The sequence below is a fragment of the Empedobacter falsenii genome (assembly GCF_019308355.1).
GTDB classification, from domain to species: Bacteria; Bacteroidota; Bacteroidia; order Flavobacteriales; family Weeksellaceae; genus Empedobacter; species Empedobacter falsenii_B.
This window is the reverse complement of record NZ_JAAGKM010000055.1, coordinates 1-13,899: the sequence shown is the minus strand read 5'-3', so window position 1 is coordinate 13,899 and position 13,899 is coordinate 1. Positions and strand designations below refer to the sequence as shown.

Here is a 13,899-nt window from a genome sequence, read left to right as displayed (position 1 = left end):
TAATGTATTTGTTCGCTCTTAATTCCTCCGGAGATTTTTTTTAGTTACCATAGTATCAATTGTTTAATATTAATATACTAAGGTACGAAATCATCGCAGCGAAAGCTACTGGAGGTTTAGTTCAACAATTGTTAGATGGATTTTTTTATGACTTATAATCCGATTGAAACACCCATAAAAGGTTGTAATCCTGAAGAAAATATACTTTCGTTTTCTTTGTATAAAACATTGTACATCACACCAGCTTGAAATCTTACTGGTCCGCTCGATTGATATCCAGCTCCTAACCATAACGCAGATTCGTCTATGTCAGCCTCATAAATACTGTTGTAATATGGTGTGCGATCGTTGTATTTTTGTTTTCCTGTGTAGTACATATAATTGGCTCTCAAGAAAATATTTTCGATTGGAAAAAAGTTAATGTAAGGACCAACATTAAACAAATTTTGTTTTACATAATCATCTTTTGCATACTGATAACCAGCTGTCGCACCCAATTCTAAATTGTTTGCAACCATATAACCTACACTTGGAGAAATATTAAATCCAAAATAACTATTATTCCCAAAAGATAGTCCCAAACCACCACCGAAACGCCAATTATTATTAAGTGTTTGATTTTTATTTGTTTGAGAAAAAGAAGTATTGCTTAGGGTTAAAGAAATGATAAATAAAAGAAACTTTTTCATAGAAATTTAATTAATTTTTAACTTTTAAAAATGGCTCTAATTGAAAAAACCACTATAAATTTGTCTTATCAAAAATAGTAATTCTGTTTTTAAGTAAACATCATTATTTATTTTAAGTTAATTCGAGTCGTTCATAGTTTTTAATTATAAAAGAATAGAAATAAGATTTAATAAATCTATAATTCATTCATTTTCTGGTTTTTATATTTGCATTAGTAAAGTTAATCAAATAGACAATATAAAATTTAATCATATGAAATTATTATCGCCAGAAAAAAAGCAAAAAATCGCTGATATTTTAATTAAATTATTAGCTGATGAACATATTTTATACTTAAAAACAAGAAATGCACATTGGAATGTAGAAGGTCCTGATTTTCAGACAATACATGTGTATTTTGAATCGTTATATAACGAGTTACAAATTGTTATAGATGATGTTGCAGAAAAAATTCGTCAAAAAGATGTTTATGCACCAGCAACTATGGCAGAGTATTTGCAGTTAGCTCACTTATCAGAAACAAGAAAAACTGAAAACAAAGATAGTTTAAGTTTTATTGCTGATTTACTACACGATCACGAAGTTATTATTGACTTTTTGGCGCAGGCTGTAGTAGAAATTGATGAATTTCATGATATCTCAACTTCGGATTTCTTAGTTGGTTTATTAGAACAACATCAAAAAACTGCTTGGATGCTTGGATCGCATCTAAAATAAAGTTGAACATTATTTTACTTCATAAGTTTTTAGTGTTAATTCATATTAGTGTTAATTAGGTTGAGCCTTGGATTTATCCAAGGCTTCAGCTTTTTATGACGGTTTGTAATTAACCTTCTACTTCTTTTATTTCTGCATCAGCAGCATTTGTTTTTACAGAAGCAATTCCATTTTTAGCGCCAGATTCAGTTTCGTACGATTGGCTTGTTCCAATTACTTGTCCATTTGTTGCCTTTAAATTGAAATGCCATTTACCAGAAGCACCTTCTTTTAATTCGTATTTAGAATCATCTTGCGAATTTTTGCGAACAGATTCAATTCCGTTTTCGCAGCTTGCTTTTTGTTTATAACCTTCGCTTGCCAAAATATTTTGTCCATTTTTAGCTTTCAAACGAAAACGATATTCTCCTGCTTTGTCTTGATAAATTTCGAACATAATTTAATTTTTTATAAATATTTTATCTTGTTGATTGTTATAAATTTATAAAAATTATTTGATAATTATCAATCTATAAAATATTGACAAAAAAAAATCCTGAAAAATTATTTCAGGATTTCTATTTCTTATTGAATTCTTTTTAAATCGTCAATATTATGTTTGTGCATATAAAGAGGAATGTGTTCTATAACAACGTCGTTCTTTTCTAGACCAAAAGATTTCGGAATGTTGAATTCTATTTTCTTTAATAAATAATAAACTTTTAGTGTGAAAAATTCTTTCATACTTAATTTGGTTTCAATTGAAGGAAATTTCTCAATCAAAACAAATTTCATGTCAGGATCTTGATTGTATTTTTTCAAACAGGTACTCAGGTATTTTAATTCTAATTCTCCATTTGCATACATATCGTTGATTACTTTTTTGATATATTGTTCTGTTTTTGGCTGAACTCTAAATCCTACATTAAATGTAATTCGATATATTTTTTGATCGACAATTGGCAATATTTTATAACTCAACGTATAGGGTTCACTATCTCGGTTAATGTTTACAAACCAATAAACATCTGCACGTTTTGGGCGTTTTGATAAAATAGATTGAATACTGTATTTTTCGATATTTTTTGGATTCGTAGATTTCGTTAAGTAAAACAAGAAAGTCGAGTATTTATTGATTGTTTTATCTTCGCTCAATTCTGTTAATACATTTGCGTAGCGCTTTATTTTTACGAATTCTAAGTTTCGTGAATTAAGAATTTTTCCGTAAAAACTACAATACATTATTACAAAGAACAGCCATCCCATTAATAATGCTAAATAGCCACCATCAACAAATTTGACAACATTTGCTACGAAAAATGAAGATTCTATTGCTACGAAAATCGACAAAATTGCCACAATAAATACTTTGTTGAATTTTGTATAATAATTAAGATAATAGGATAACAAGAAAGTCGTCATTAACATGGTAACCGTTATGGCAAGACCGTAGGCGGCTTCCATATGGGACGAATCTCCGAAATATAGAACGATAAAGACACAGCCAGCCCATAACATAAAATTGATTGTAGGAATGTAAACTTGGCTTTTGTGTTCGTTTGGTTGAATAATTAATGTTCTTGGCCAGAAACCTAAGTTAATTGCTTCATTGATTAATGTAAAAGATCCTGTAATCAAAGCTTGTGATGCAATAATAGCTGCACCCGTGGCAATACAAATTCCAGGAATTAAGAACCAATCTGGCATCATTTCGTAGAAAGGATTTCTACCGTCTAATATAGGGTTGTCTTGGTGCATTAACCAAGCTGCTTGCCCTAAATAGTTTGTTACTAAACAAATTTTAACGTACAACCAACTAATTCTAATGTTTTTTCGACCACAATGTCCTAAATCGGAGTATAACGCTTCTGCACCTGTTGTACACAAGAATACAGCGCCAAGAATCCAGAATCCGTGAGGATAATTCATTAACAAGTTATACGCGTAATAAGGATTTAATGCTTTGATGATACTTGGATGATGTACAATATGTAAAACTCCTAAGCCTAGAAGCATTGTAAACCATAAAACCATAAATGGTCCAAATATTTTTCCTACTTTATTTGTTCCAAATCGTTGGAAGAAAAATAACATCGAAAGGATGAAGATTACAATAGGTATGGTAGGTAGATTTTCGAGTCCGTTTAGCATTCGTAGTCCTTCAACAGCGGAAGAGACGGAAACGGGGGGAGTGATAATTCCATCGGCGAGCAAAGCAGAAGCTCCAATGATAGTAGGAATAATTAGGTTTTTACCTTTTTTCTTGATTAATGAATACAAAGAAAAAATTCCTCCTTCGCCATCATTATCCGCTTTTAGTGTCAACCATACATATTTGATAGAAGTCTGAAAACACAAAGTCCAAAAAACACATGATACGCCTCCGTAGACAATGCTCTCTTCAATCACGCGAGTCTCGCCAATTATCGCTTTCATTACATATAAAGGACTTGTTCCAATATCACCGTAAATGATTCCAAATGCGATTAATAGCGTTGCCGCTGTTACTTTGTTCATCGTATGGTTTGATTCCATAAGCAGTATTTTAAAATTTCTACGAATGTATGCCGTTGAAAAGAGATTAAACAATCTTATTTATTTATAATATAAAACCAACATTATATTTATTTTCGATACTAAATATGACGTATTTTTACACTACTATAGTCAGTTTTTTATTAATGGAATAAATTTAAGTATTATTTAATCATACTATTTATTTTATTAATCATAATTTAAAGTTACATTTCATTGATAAATAGTAAATTGAATCATTATTTGTTAAACAAAATTAAATTTTAAAACTTTATTATGCTTGCATAATAAAAAAAGATTATATTTGTTATACATACACTAAAATATGTTAAGAGAAGATTTAACGATAGATTATTTATTGCGTTCAACATGGTTGTCAGTTCAGAAAATGTATAATGAGCAAGCAGGCGCTTACGATTCTACAATGGTGTATGCCTTTACATTATTATCAATAGATCCGAAAGGAGGTACGCCAAGTACGTCGCTAGGACCAAAGATGGGAATGGAGCCAACAAGCTTGTCGAGAACATTAAAAAACTTAGAAGCAAGAAATTTTATCGTTCGAAAACCAAATCCAGAAGATGGGAGAAGTGTGTTGATCACTTTGACTGAAGAAGGATTAAGAATGAGAGATATTTCAAAACATTTTGTTTTGCAATTTAATGAATCAATTAATAATCACATCGAACCAGAGAAAATGCAAATTTTCTTGGAAGTGATTTATAAGATTAACCAATTAATATCGGACAAAAAAATATTTAAAAACAATTATGAGAAGACACGTTAAACACGTAACTGTATTAGGATCAGGAGTGATGGGTTCTGGTATTGCATGTCATTTTGCAAATATCGGAGTCGAAGTCTTGATGTTAGATATGGTTCCTCGCGAGCTTACACCACAAGAGCAAGCGAAAGGACTTACTTTAGAGAGTAAAGTAGTTCGTAACAGAACTGCTCAAACTCACTTAGATGCTGCTTTAAAAAGCAATCCTTCACCAATTTATGACAAAGCATTTGCTTCTCGTATAACTGTAGGGAATTTTGATGATGATTTCGAGAAGATTAAAAACTCGGATTGGGTAATAGAGGTTGTGATCGAAAGATTGGATATTAAACAATCTATTTTTGAGCGTGTAGATAACTTCCGTAAACCAGGAACTTTAGTCACTTCTAATACTTCTGGTATTCCAATTCATTTGATGGCTGAAGGTCGTTCAGATGATTTTCAGAAACATTTCTGCGGAACGCATTTCTTCAATCCGCCACGTTACTTAAAATTATTCGAAATTATCCCAAATCCTCAAACAGATAAATCTGTTGTTGAGTTTTTCCAAAACTATGCATCTTTATTTTTAGGTAAAACACCAGTTTTATGTAAAGATACGCCAGGTTTTATCGGGAATAGAGTAGGAGTTTACTCGATGGCGAAAGTGATGGAATTGGCGCAAGAAATTGGATTAACGATTGAAGAAGTTGATACTTTGACAGGTTCTATTTTGGGTCGCCCGAAAACGGGAACATTCAAATTGGGTGATTTGGTTGGTTTGGATACTGCATATAATGTAACAAAAGGTTTACAGCAAAATGCGCCAAATGACGAAATGATCCAAGGTTTGAAAGATTCAAAATTCTTGGATTTCTTAATCGAAAATAAATTCTTAGGAGATAAAACAAAAAAAGGCTTCTATTATAAAGAAATTGATAAAGAAGGGAATACCAATCGTTTTGCCTTAAATCTTGATACGTTAGAGTATCGTCCAATGGAACGCGCAAAAGTTACAGCTGTAGAAACTGCTAAAAATGCAGGATCTATGCGTAATAAATTAGGTATTTTATTGAAAGATTCTGGTAAGGCTGGAGAATTGATTCGCAAACATTTTGCTTCATTATTCGCTTACGTTTCTCAACGTGTTCCAGAAATTACAGATGTACTTTATCCAATTGATGACGCTTTAAAAACAGGTTACGCTTGGAAATATGGTCCATTTGAAACATGGGACTTGGTTGGGTTACAAAACGGAATTCAATTAGTAGAATCAGAAGGTTTCAAGGTTTCGGATTGGGTGAAAGAATTGGCCGCAACTGGTGCAAATTCTTTTTATAAAATCGAAAATGGTAAGAAATTATTCTATAATCAATCATCAAAGCAATTCGAATTAATTCCAGGTCAAGATGCATTTATTATTTTAGATAACATTAGAAAAACAAATGAAATCTGGTCAAACCAAGAAACATCTATTCAAGATTTAGGAGATGGAATCATCAATATTGAGTTCCGTTCTAAAATGAATTCTCTTGGAGGAGGAGTTTTACAAGGAATCAATAAAGGAATCGAGTTAGCAGAAAAAGATTATCGTGGAGTTGTAATTGGTAACCAAGGAGATAATTTCTCTGTTGGTGCTAATTTAGCCATGATTATGATGATGGCTGCAGAACAAGATTGGTGGGAATTGAATATGGCAATCAAAATGTTCCAGGATACGATGATGCGTGTTCGTTATTCATCTATTCCAGTTGTTGTTGCTCCTCATGGAATGACGCTTGGTGGAGGTTGCGAAATGTCGATGCATGCGGATAAAATTGTAGCTGCTGCCGAAACTTACATTGGTTTGGTTGAGGTTGGAGTTGGATTAATCCCTGGTGGTGGAGGTTCGAAAGAATTTGCGCGCCGTGCAACTGAATTTGCCTTGAAAGATGATGTAAAAGTAAATCATTTACGTGATAACTTCATGAATATCGCAACTGCGAAAGTGGCAACTTCAGCTTATGAAGCGAAAAACATGGGAATTATTCGTGAGCAAGATATTGTTGTAGTAAATGCAGAACGTCAAATTGCAGAAGCGAAAAAGCACGCAATTATTATGGCAGAAGCAGGTTATACACAACCAATTCAACGTAAAGTAGAAGTGTTAGGAAAAGAAGCAATGGGAATGTTCTATGTTGGAACAGATTCTATGGTTGCTGGACGTTTTGCTTCGGATCATGATCGTTTAATTGCGAATAAATTAGGATATGTAATGACAGGTGGTAATTTGTCTGAATCAACTTATGTTTCAGAACAATACTTGTTAGACTTAGAGCGCGAAACATTCTTATCTCTTTGTGGAGAAAGAAAAACATTAGAGCGTATTCAGCATATGTTAAAAACAGGTAAACCGTTGCGTAATTAATATTTGTATTAAGTAAAAAGTAACATGTAAAAAGTATTTATGCATGATTTTAAAGAGTTAATCGTTTGGCAAAAAACAATGAATTTTACGAAAAGGTTTTATGAGATTACTTCAAATTATCCTAAAAGTGAGATTTATGGTTTGACCTCTCAATCAAGAAGAGCTTGCGTATCGATAGCTTCAAATATTGCAGAAGGTGCTGGTCGAAATTCGAATGCTCAATTTATTAATTTTCTCAATATAGCTTTAGGTTCGTCTTTCGAATTGGAATGTCAAATTATTTTAGCAAGAGATTTAGAATTTATTCAAGTAGAGATTTCGGATAATTTATTAAAAGATTTAAAACATATACAGAATATGTTGGTCAAATTAATTCAGAACTATAATTAAATACTTTGTACATCATACATTTTACATTGTACAATCTAATAATACTTAAAAAAAATGAAACAAGCATATATAGTTACAGGATATAGAACAGCTGTAGGAAAAGCGCCAAAAGGAACATTGCGTTTTACACGTCCAGATGAAATGGCAGCTACAGTAATCAAGCGCTTAATGCAAGATTATCCAACTTTAGATCCAACACGTATCGACGATCTAATCGTTGGATGTGCAATGCCAGAGGCAGAACAAGGATTGAATATGGCACGTCTTATCTCATTAATGGGATTAGATACAGACAAAGTTCCAGGTGTTACAGTAAACCGTTACTGTGCATCAGGGTCAGAAGCAATTGCGTTGGCAGCTGCTAAAATTAGAACAGGAATGGCAGAATGTATCATTGCTGGTGGTGCAGAATCGATGTCATATATTCCGATGGGAGGTTACAAACCAATTCCAGAAACAGATTTAGCAAAAGATCATCCAGATTATTACTGGGGAATGGGATTAACAGCTGAAGAAGTAGCAAAAGAATTTAAAGTTTCTCGTGAGGATCAAGATTTATTTGCATTCAATTCGCATCAAAAAGCATTAAAAGCAAATGCTGAAGGAAAATTTGCTTCTCAAATCGTTCCAATTGATGTTGAATACAGTTTCTTAGATGATAAAGAAAAAGTTCAAACAAAGAAAATTGATTTTAAAGTAGACGAAGGTCCACGTGCGGATACATCTATCGAAGGTTTAGCAAAATTACGTCCTGTTTTTGCGCAAGGAGGTTCAGTTACAGCAGGTAACTCTTCTCAAATGTCGGACGGAGCAGCTTTCGTTATGGTAATGTCAGAAGATATGGTGAAAGAATTAGGTCTTGAGCCAGTTGCACGCTTAGTTGCATATTCTACGGTAGGTTTAGCACCTCGTATTATGGGAATGGGACCTTTGTTTGCAATTCCAAAAGCGTTAGAACAAGCAGGAATGAAATTAGAAGATATTCAGTTAATCGAATTGAATGAAGCGTTCGCTTCTCAATCAGTTGCAATTATGGGCGAGTTGAATCTTAATCCTGATATCGTCAATGTAAATGGAGGTGCAATTGCTTTAGGGCATCCACTTGGATGTTCGGGAACGAAATTAACCGTGCAATTGTTACATGAAATGGAAGCGCGTAAAGCGAAATATGGAATGGTAACCATGTGTGTTGGTACAGGACAAGGAGCAGCTTCAATTTTCGAATATCTAAAATAATATATAGAATTGAGAGGTTAGATGATAGATTTCAAATTTATCTAACTTCTCAATTTTAAAATCTAATATCTAAACAACAAAAAATATGTCTACAAATCCAAATAGATTAATCGGAGGTCAATATTTAATTAAAGATGCCTCTTATAATGATATTTTCACTTACGAAGATTTATCAGAAGAACAACAAATGATTTTGCAATCTGCAAAAGAGTTTATCGATAAAGAAGTAGTGCCTAAGAAACACCAAATTGAGAAAAAAGATTATGCGTTGATTGAAGAATTAATGCGTAAAATTGGTGAATTAGGTTTATTAGGAATTTCTGTTCCAGAAGAATATGGTGGAATGGGAATGGGATTCGTTACAACAATGTTAGTGTGTGACTATATTTCAGGAGCAACAGGTTCGTTAGCAACAGCTTTTGGAGCACATACTGGAATTGGAACAATGCCAATTTTATTGTACGGAACAGAAGAACAAAAACAAAAATATTTACCAAAATTAGCAACAGGAGAATGGTTTGCATCTTACTGTTTAACGGAGCCAGAAGCAGGTTCTGATGCAAATTCAGGAAAAACAAAAGCTGTTTTATCAGAAGATGGTAAAGAATATATCATCACAGGTCAAAAAATGTGGATTACAAATGCAGGTTTTGCTGATTTATTCATTGTTTTTGCACGTATTGATGATGATAAAAATATCACAGGTTTCATTGTAGAAAAAGATAAAGCTGGTGCTGGATTCTCATTAGGAGAAGAAGAAGATAAATTAGGAATTGTTTCTTCATCAACACGTCAAGTTTTCTTTAATGAAGTTCGTGTTCCAGTAGAAAATCTATTAGGAGAAAGAAACGGAGGATTTAAAATTGCAATGAATGCATTGAATGTTGGTCGTATCAAATTAGGAGCAGCATGTTTAGATGCGCAACGTCGTATTTTAGATTATTCGTTACAATATTCTTCAGAACGTAAACAATTCAATACATCAATCAATACATTTGGTGCGATTAAAGAGAAATTAGCTGATATGGCTGTTTCTGCGTTTACTTCAGAAGCTGGTGCGTATCGTGCAGCGAAAGATGTACAAGATGCAATCGAAGATAACATGGCAAAAGGAATGCCTCATAATGAAGCGGAATTAAAAGGTATCGAAGAGTATGCAATCGAAGCTTCTATTTTAAAAGTTTGGATTTCTGATGCTGCTCAAATTTCTGCGGATCAAGGAATTCAGATTTACGGAGGAATGGGATATTCGAAAGAAATGCCAATGGAAGCAGCTTGGAGAGATGCACGTATTTCTAGAATTTACGAAGGAACAAACGAAATCAATACCTTATTATGTGTTTCGATGTTAGTAAAACGTGCATTCAAAGGAAAATTAGATTTAATGTCTCCTGCAATGAATGTGGCGAACGAATTAATGTCGATTCCATCGTTTGATGTTCCAGATTATTCAGAATTATTTGCACAAGAAAAAGAAATCATTGCAAATCTTAAGAAAGCTTTCTTTATGGTTGCAGGTTCTGCTTTGCAAAAATTTGGTGCAGAATTAGAGCAACACCAACAATTGATTATTGCGGCTTCTCGCATTATGCAAGAAATTTATATGGTTGAATCGGCAATGTTACGTGCAGAAAAAATTGCAAATGTAAAAGGTGCTGATGCAGTGAAAAATGCAGAAAAATTAGTTCAATTACAATTATTCAAATCAGTAGAAATTATTAAAACAGAAGCGACGCGCGGAATTGTTTCTTTCACAGAAGGAGATGAGCAACGCATGATGTTGTCTGGTTTAAGAAGATTTACACGTTACAACGAATATCCAAACGTAGTTAACTTGAAAACTGAAATTGCAGATCTTTTAATCAAAGAAAATAAATACACTTTCTAAGTATATTTTTAATACAAATTATTTAAAGCAGTCAATTTATTGGCTGCTTTTATTTTTTTAACATGCTGAAATATAATTTGGTATATCGTTTGATGAATCTAGGGCAAGTACTAGTCTTTATATAAGTTAGTTGAGTTTTCATGGTACTTAAGTTTTAGTAGAGAAAGGCCTCAGTTGTTCCCAATTGAGGTTTTTTTATATTTCGAGGTTAAAGTTTATTCATTAAAAATAAGTGAGTTAAGTCGTTATTTCTTAATGAAATACTTTTCGAAAGAAATGATTTGAAGTAACTTTAATTCAAATTAATAACCCAATTAAAACAAAGCTTATGATAATTAATGCAGCAATTCTTACGTTGACCATGTTTGCAACATTTAGTATTATGTGTCTAGTCAAATTAGATGAATTAAAAAAAATAAAATAAAACCGAAACTCCATTTCTATAAATGGAGTTTTGTTGTTTTATAAAGTTATATTTACTTCAATTAATACATTCGAAATGAAAAAGAAGTTAGTCGTTTTAACGGGAGCTGGAATTAGTGCAGAGAGCGGAATTTCAACTTTTCGAGATGCCAACGGTTTGTGGGAAAATCATGATATTATGGAAGTTGCTTCTATTGAAGGTTATCAAAGAAATCCTAAATTGGTTCAAGACTTTTATAATCAGCGTCGAAAACAATTGTTCGATGTTGAACCCAATGCGGCGCATTTTTTTCTGAAAGAGTTAGAACACGATTTTGATGTTTCGATTATTACCCAAAATGTTGATGATTTGCACGAAAGAGCAGGTTCGTCTATAATTATTCATTTGCATGGTGAATTGAGAAAAGCGCGAAGCGAAAAAGACGAAAATCTAATTATTGATTGGAATGAAGATATCAAACTTGGAGATTTGGCGGAAGATAGAAATCAACTCCGTCCGCATATTGTATGGTTCGGCGAAATGGTCCCAGAAATAGAAAATGCGATTGATGAGGTTTTAACAGCAAATATTTTGGTGATTATTGGAACGTCAATGCAAGTGTATCCAGCTGCTTCGCTCAAAGATTATACAAAAACAAATGTGCCAATTATCTATATCGATCCATCAGATACGTATACCAATTCATCTATTACGCATATCAAGAAAAAAGCAACAGAAAGTATTGAAGAATTAAAAACAATTTTGAATAATTTTTAATCTTTTACGTTTTAATCTTGGTTAATTATTTTAAATGATATGAAGTATATATTTCTACCATTATTAGTCTTTTCTATCAATGCGACTGCTCAAGAACTGAATCCATTTTATCAATCAGTTGTCGAACAAGTGAAATACGATTCTGTGCATCAGAAATTGCAAAAATTTCAAGATTTCGGAATTAAAACTGTTGGATCTTCTGCTCACGAAAATGCATTTACATGGTTGAAATCTTATTATACGGCTTATGGTTATACCAGTATAGAAAAACAATCGGTTAATGTATACGGAAATGTTGGGAATAATTTGATTGTGACAAAAATTGGTAAAAAATATCCTGACGAATTTATTATCATCGATGGTCATTATGATACATTAAATGGACCTGGAGCGAATGATAATGGCTCGGGAACGGTTATTTTATTAGAAATTGCTCGATTAATAAAAGATATTGACACAGATTATTCGATAAAATTTATTCATTTTACAGGGGAAGAACGAGGTTTAATCGGAAGTCAGGCGTATGTAAATCAAATTGCAGTTCCTCAGAATTTAAAAATTAAAGCTGTTCTGAATATTGATGAGGTAGGAGGAGTGGCGAATAAGGTAAATTCGACAATTGTTTGTGAGCAAGATGAAAGTAATCCAACATCTAATAATGCTATTTCAGCTGAATTAACCAATAAAATGGCGAATATTTTTCCATTGTATACAACTCTAAAAACTGAAATTTCGAATGCTTATAGTTCCGATTATATGCCTTTTCAGGCAGTTGGTTATCCTATAACTGGACTTTTTGAAAAGAATGAAACGCCTTATGCACATACTGCTCAAGATATAATCGATAATATGGATTTGAATTATTTGACAGAAGTAGCGAAAGGAGCTTTGGCGACTTTATTGCATTTTTCTCAAGCGCAGGAAAAACTGAATGTAAAAGAAAACGCTATTTCTACATTACAAATTTATCCGAATCCTGTTGTTAAAAATCTTTATTTTTCTCAAGTCTTGCAACAACCGATTATTACAATCTATGATGCAGCAGGGAAACAAGTATTTCATCAAAAATATCAAACAACAGTTTCACAAATTAATTTAGAACATCTTACATCAGGAATCTATTTCGTCAATATAAATTCGAATCAATATAGCTTTAAGATTTTGAAGAAATAAATTGTTGCTCCTTATGTATGTCATAAATTTATCTTTTTAGTTGAATAGTTACTTTTTTTGTCTAAATGGTAATCAACCTTTCGATACACGAGCACCGAACAAACCATACGGAATGGATATACAATGGATACAGAATACATATAGCGTGGATACACAACCGATACAGAAAAAATGCATTTTAGTGCATACAACCTCCATTTAGGTTAATGGATAACCAATTAGGTTCATTATTCGTCACTTCTAGTTAATTTGCTTGTCTAAGGGTTAATTTTACATCGTTGTTGTGCCCCATCAAGAAGAATACCGAATAAAAAATGAATATTCTAACCACAATAGAAACATAGGTTTTATTAAGTTTTACGTTCTACGCTTAACGTTTTACGGATTTTATCATTCTGAGTTTATTTCAGAATAGCATCAAATGATACTTATTTTAGAGGTTTGAATCGTCTTGGTCATTGTGCTGAATATCAAGTGGAAATACTGTTTTTGGTCATGTGTTCTTACGATTTAAATGATTCTCAAAGGTTATTTTTGTAATCTACTTCATTTTATATTTGTATTCAAAAAGTGATTTTGTGTTATTTCGAAGCCTTGAAAATTCTAGCCTCTCACAAATACATAATGGATTTTACTTAATACATTATAAATATTACATAGTACAACACTAAAATCTACTTTTTTAAATGAAATTTAAAGATTATCATTGCTCAAAAGACGAGTTTAAATTCATTGAAACTTTAAAAATGATATCCTTTTGTATTCCACTAAACATTTTTTTGTATAAAAAACAACTTGGCAATTATTACAACCCTGGATATCCCCCTGAATTTTCCAGTGTAAGTTAAGCTACATTTTTTAAAAATTGTAAATTATTATTAAACTCAAAAATAGTTTTATAATTCAAAGCTTTATGTCTTCTATTTCTGTTATACCAAATT

Annotated in this window: 11 protein-coding genes; 8 read left to right on the top strand and 3 right to left on the bottom strand. The window is 32.3% G+C overall.

Translation table 11 applies throughout. From position 1 onward, the window contains the following. Window positions 1-152 precede the first annotated feature (152 nt). Window positions 153-689, bottom strand: a complete 537-nt coding sequence (locus G0Q09_RS13710) for a hypothetical protein (RefSeq protein ID WP_038336950.1) — start codon at window positions 687-689, stop codon at window positions 153-155. A 253-nt stretch (window positions 690-942) separates the two neighbouring features. Between G0Q09_RS13710 and G0Q09_RS13705 the strand changes: the two genes are divergently transcribed. Beyond that, the gene (locus tag G0Q09_RS13705) at window positions 943-1,407 is read left to right on the top strand and encodes a Dps family protein (protein ID WP_038336951.1); all 465 of its coding nucleotides are present in this window, start codon (window positions 943-945) and stop codon (window positions 1,405-1,407) included. A 109-nt stretch (window positions 1,408-1,516) separates the two neighbouring features. Here the strand turns inward: G0Q09_RS13705 and G0Q09_RS13700 are convergent, their stop codons facing one another. Both G0Q09_RS13700 and G0Q09_RS13695 read right to left on the bottom strand, forming a co-directional pair. Then, entirely contained in the window at window positions 1,517-1,843 is a 327-nt protein-coding gene (locus G0Q09_RS13700; protein ID WP_219035290.1) for a YegP family protein, read from the bottom strand. Between the two features lie 128 nt (window positions 1,844-1,971). Continuing rightward, on the bottom strand, window positions 1,972-3,921 hold the full coding sequence (locus tag G0Q09_RS13695) for a KUP/HAK/KT family potassium transporter (RefSeq protein WP_219035289.1): 1,950 nt from the start codon (window positions 3,919-3,921) through the stop codon (window positions 1,972-1,974). Between the two features lie 325 nt (window positions 3,922-4,246). Here G0Q09_RS13695 and G0Q09_RS13690 point away from each other — a divergent pair, with 325 nt between their 5' ends. The 7 genes from G0Q09_RS13690 to G0Q09_RS13660 all read left to right on the top strand — a co-directional run bounded on the left by G0Q09_RS13690 (window position 4,247) and on the right by G0Q09_RS13660 (window position 12,958). Further along, window positions 4,247-4,708, top strand: coding sequence for a MarR family winged helix-turn-helix transcriptional regulator (locus G0Q09_RS13690; RefSeq protein ID WP_219035288.1), 462 nt, complete (start codon window positions 4,247-4,249; stop codon window positions 4,706-4,708). Beyond that, window positions 4,692-7,091: a 3-hydroxyacyl-CoA dehydrogenase/enoyl-CoA hydratase family protein gene (locus G0Q09_RS13685; protein WP_219035287.1), complete on the top strand. Its 2,400-nt coding sequence runs from the start codon at window positions 4,692-4,694 to the stop codon at window positions 7,089-7,091. Before G0Q09_RS13690 ends, G0Q09_RS13685 begins: the two co-directional genes overlap by 17 nt. Before the next feature lie 39 nt (window positions 7,092-7,130). After that, window positions 7,131-7,481: a four helix bundle protein gene (locus tag G0Q09_RS13680; RefSeq protein ID WP_114999168.1), complete on the top strand. Its 351-nt coding sequence runs from the start codon at window positions 7,131-7,133 to the stop codon at window positions 7,479-7,481. Window positions 7,482-7,535: 54 nt separating this feature from the next. After that, window positions 7,536-8,717: an acetyl-CoA C-acyltransferase gene (locus G0Q09_RS13675; protein WP_219035286.1), complete on the top strand. Its 1,182-nt coding sequence runs from the start codon at window positions 7,536-7,538 to the stop codon at window positions 8,715-8,717. Window positions 8,718-8,802: 85 nt separating this feature from the next. Continuing rightward, on the top strand, window positions 8,803-10,605 hold the full coding sequence (locus tag G0Q09_RS13670; protein WP_219035285.1) for an acyl-CoA dehydrogenase FadE: 1,803 nt from the start codon (window positions 8,803-8,805) through the stop codon (window positions 10,603-10,605). A 499-nt stretch (window positions 10,606-11,104) separates the two neighbouring features. After that, window positions 11,105-11,785, top strand: coding sequence for an SIR2 family NAD-dependent protein deacylase (locus G0Q09_RS13665; protein WP_219035284.1), 681 nt, complete (start codon window positions 11,105-11,107; stop codon window positions 11,783-11,785). A 39-nt stretch (window positions 11,786-11,824) separates the two neighbouring features. Next, the gene (locus G0Q09_RS13660) at window positions 11,825-12,958 is read left to right on the top strand and encodes a M20/M25/M40 family metallo-hydrolase (RefSeq protein WP_219035283.1); all 1,134 of its coding nucleotides are present in this window, start codon (window positions 11,825-11,827) and stop codon (window positions 12,956-12,958) included. Window positions 12,959-13,899: the final 941 nt, after the last annotated feature.

Bases quoted from the DNA above. Each gene is read 5' to 3' on its own strand.
- G0Q09_RS13665 (WP_219035284.1), top strand. From the start codon at position 11,105: ATGAAAAAGAAGTTAGTCGTTTTAACGGGAGCTGGAATTAGTGCAGAG.
- G0Q09_RS13660 (WP_219035283.1), top strand. From the start codon at position 11,825: ATGAAGTATATATTTCTACCATTATTAGTCTTTTCTATCAATGCGACT.
- G0Q09_RS13685 (WP_219035287.1), top strand. From the start codon at position 4,692: ATGAGAAGACACGTTAAACACGTAACTGTATTAGGATCAGGAGTGATG.
- G0Q09_RS13675 (WP_219035286.1), top strand. From the start codon at position 7,536: ATGAAACAAGCATATATAGTTACAGGATATAGAACAGCTGTAGGAAAA.
- G0Q09_RS13705 (WP_038336951.1), top strand. From the start codon at position 943: ATGAAATTATTATCGCCAGAAAAAAAGCAAAAAATCGCTGATATTTTA.
- G0Q09_RS13710 (WP_038336950.1), bottom strand. From the start codon at position 689: ATGAAAAAGTTTCTTTTATTTATCATTTCTTTAACCCTAAGCAATACT.
- G0Q09_RS13695 (WP_219035289.1), bottom strand. From the start codon at position 3,921: ATGGAATCAAACCATACGATGAACAAAGTAACAGCGGCAACGCTATTA.
- G0Q09_RS13690 (WP_219035288.1), top strand. From the start codon at position 4,247: ATGTTAAGAGAAGATTTAACGATAGATTATTTATTGCGTTCAACATGG.
- G0Q09_RS13670 (WP_219035285.1), top strand. From the start codon at position 8,803: ATGTCTACAAATCCAAATAGATTAATCGGAGGTCAATATTTAATTAAA.
- G0Q09_RS13700 (WP_219035290.1), bottom strand. From the start codon at position 1,843: ATGTTCGAAATTTATCAAGACAAAGCAGGAGAATATCGTTTTCGTTTG.
- G0Q09_RS13680 (WP_114999168.1), top strand. From the start codon at position 7,131: ATGCATGATTTTAAAGAGTTAATCGTTTGGCAAAAAACAATGAATTTT.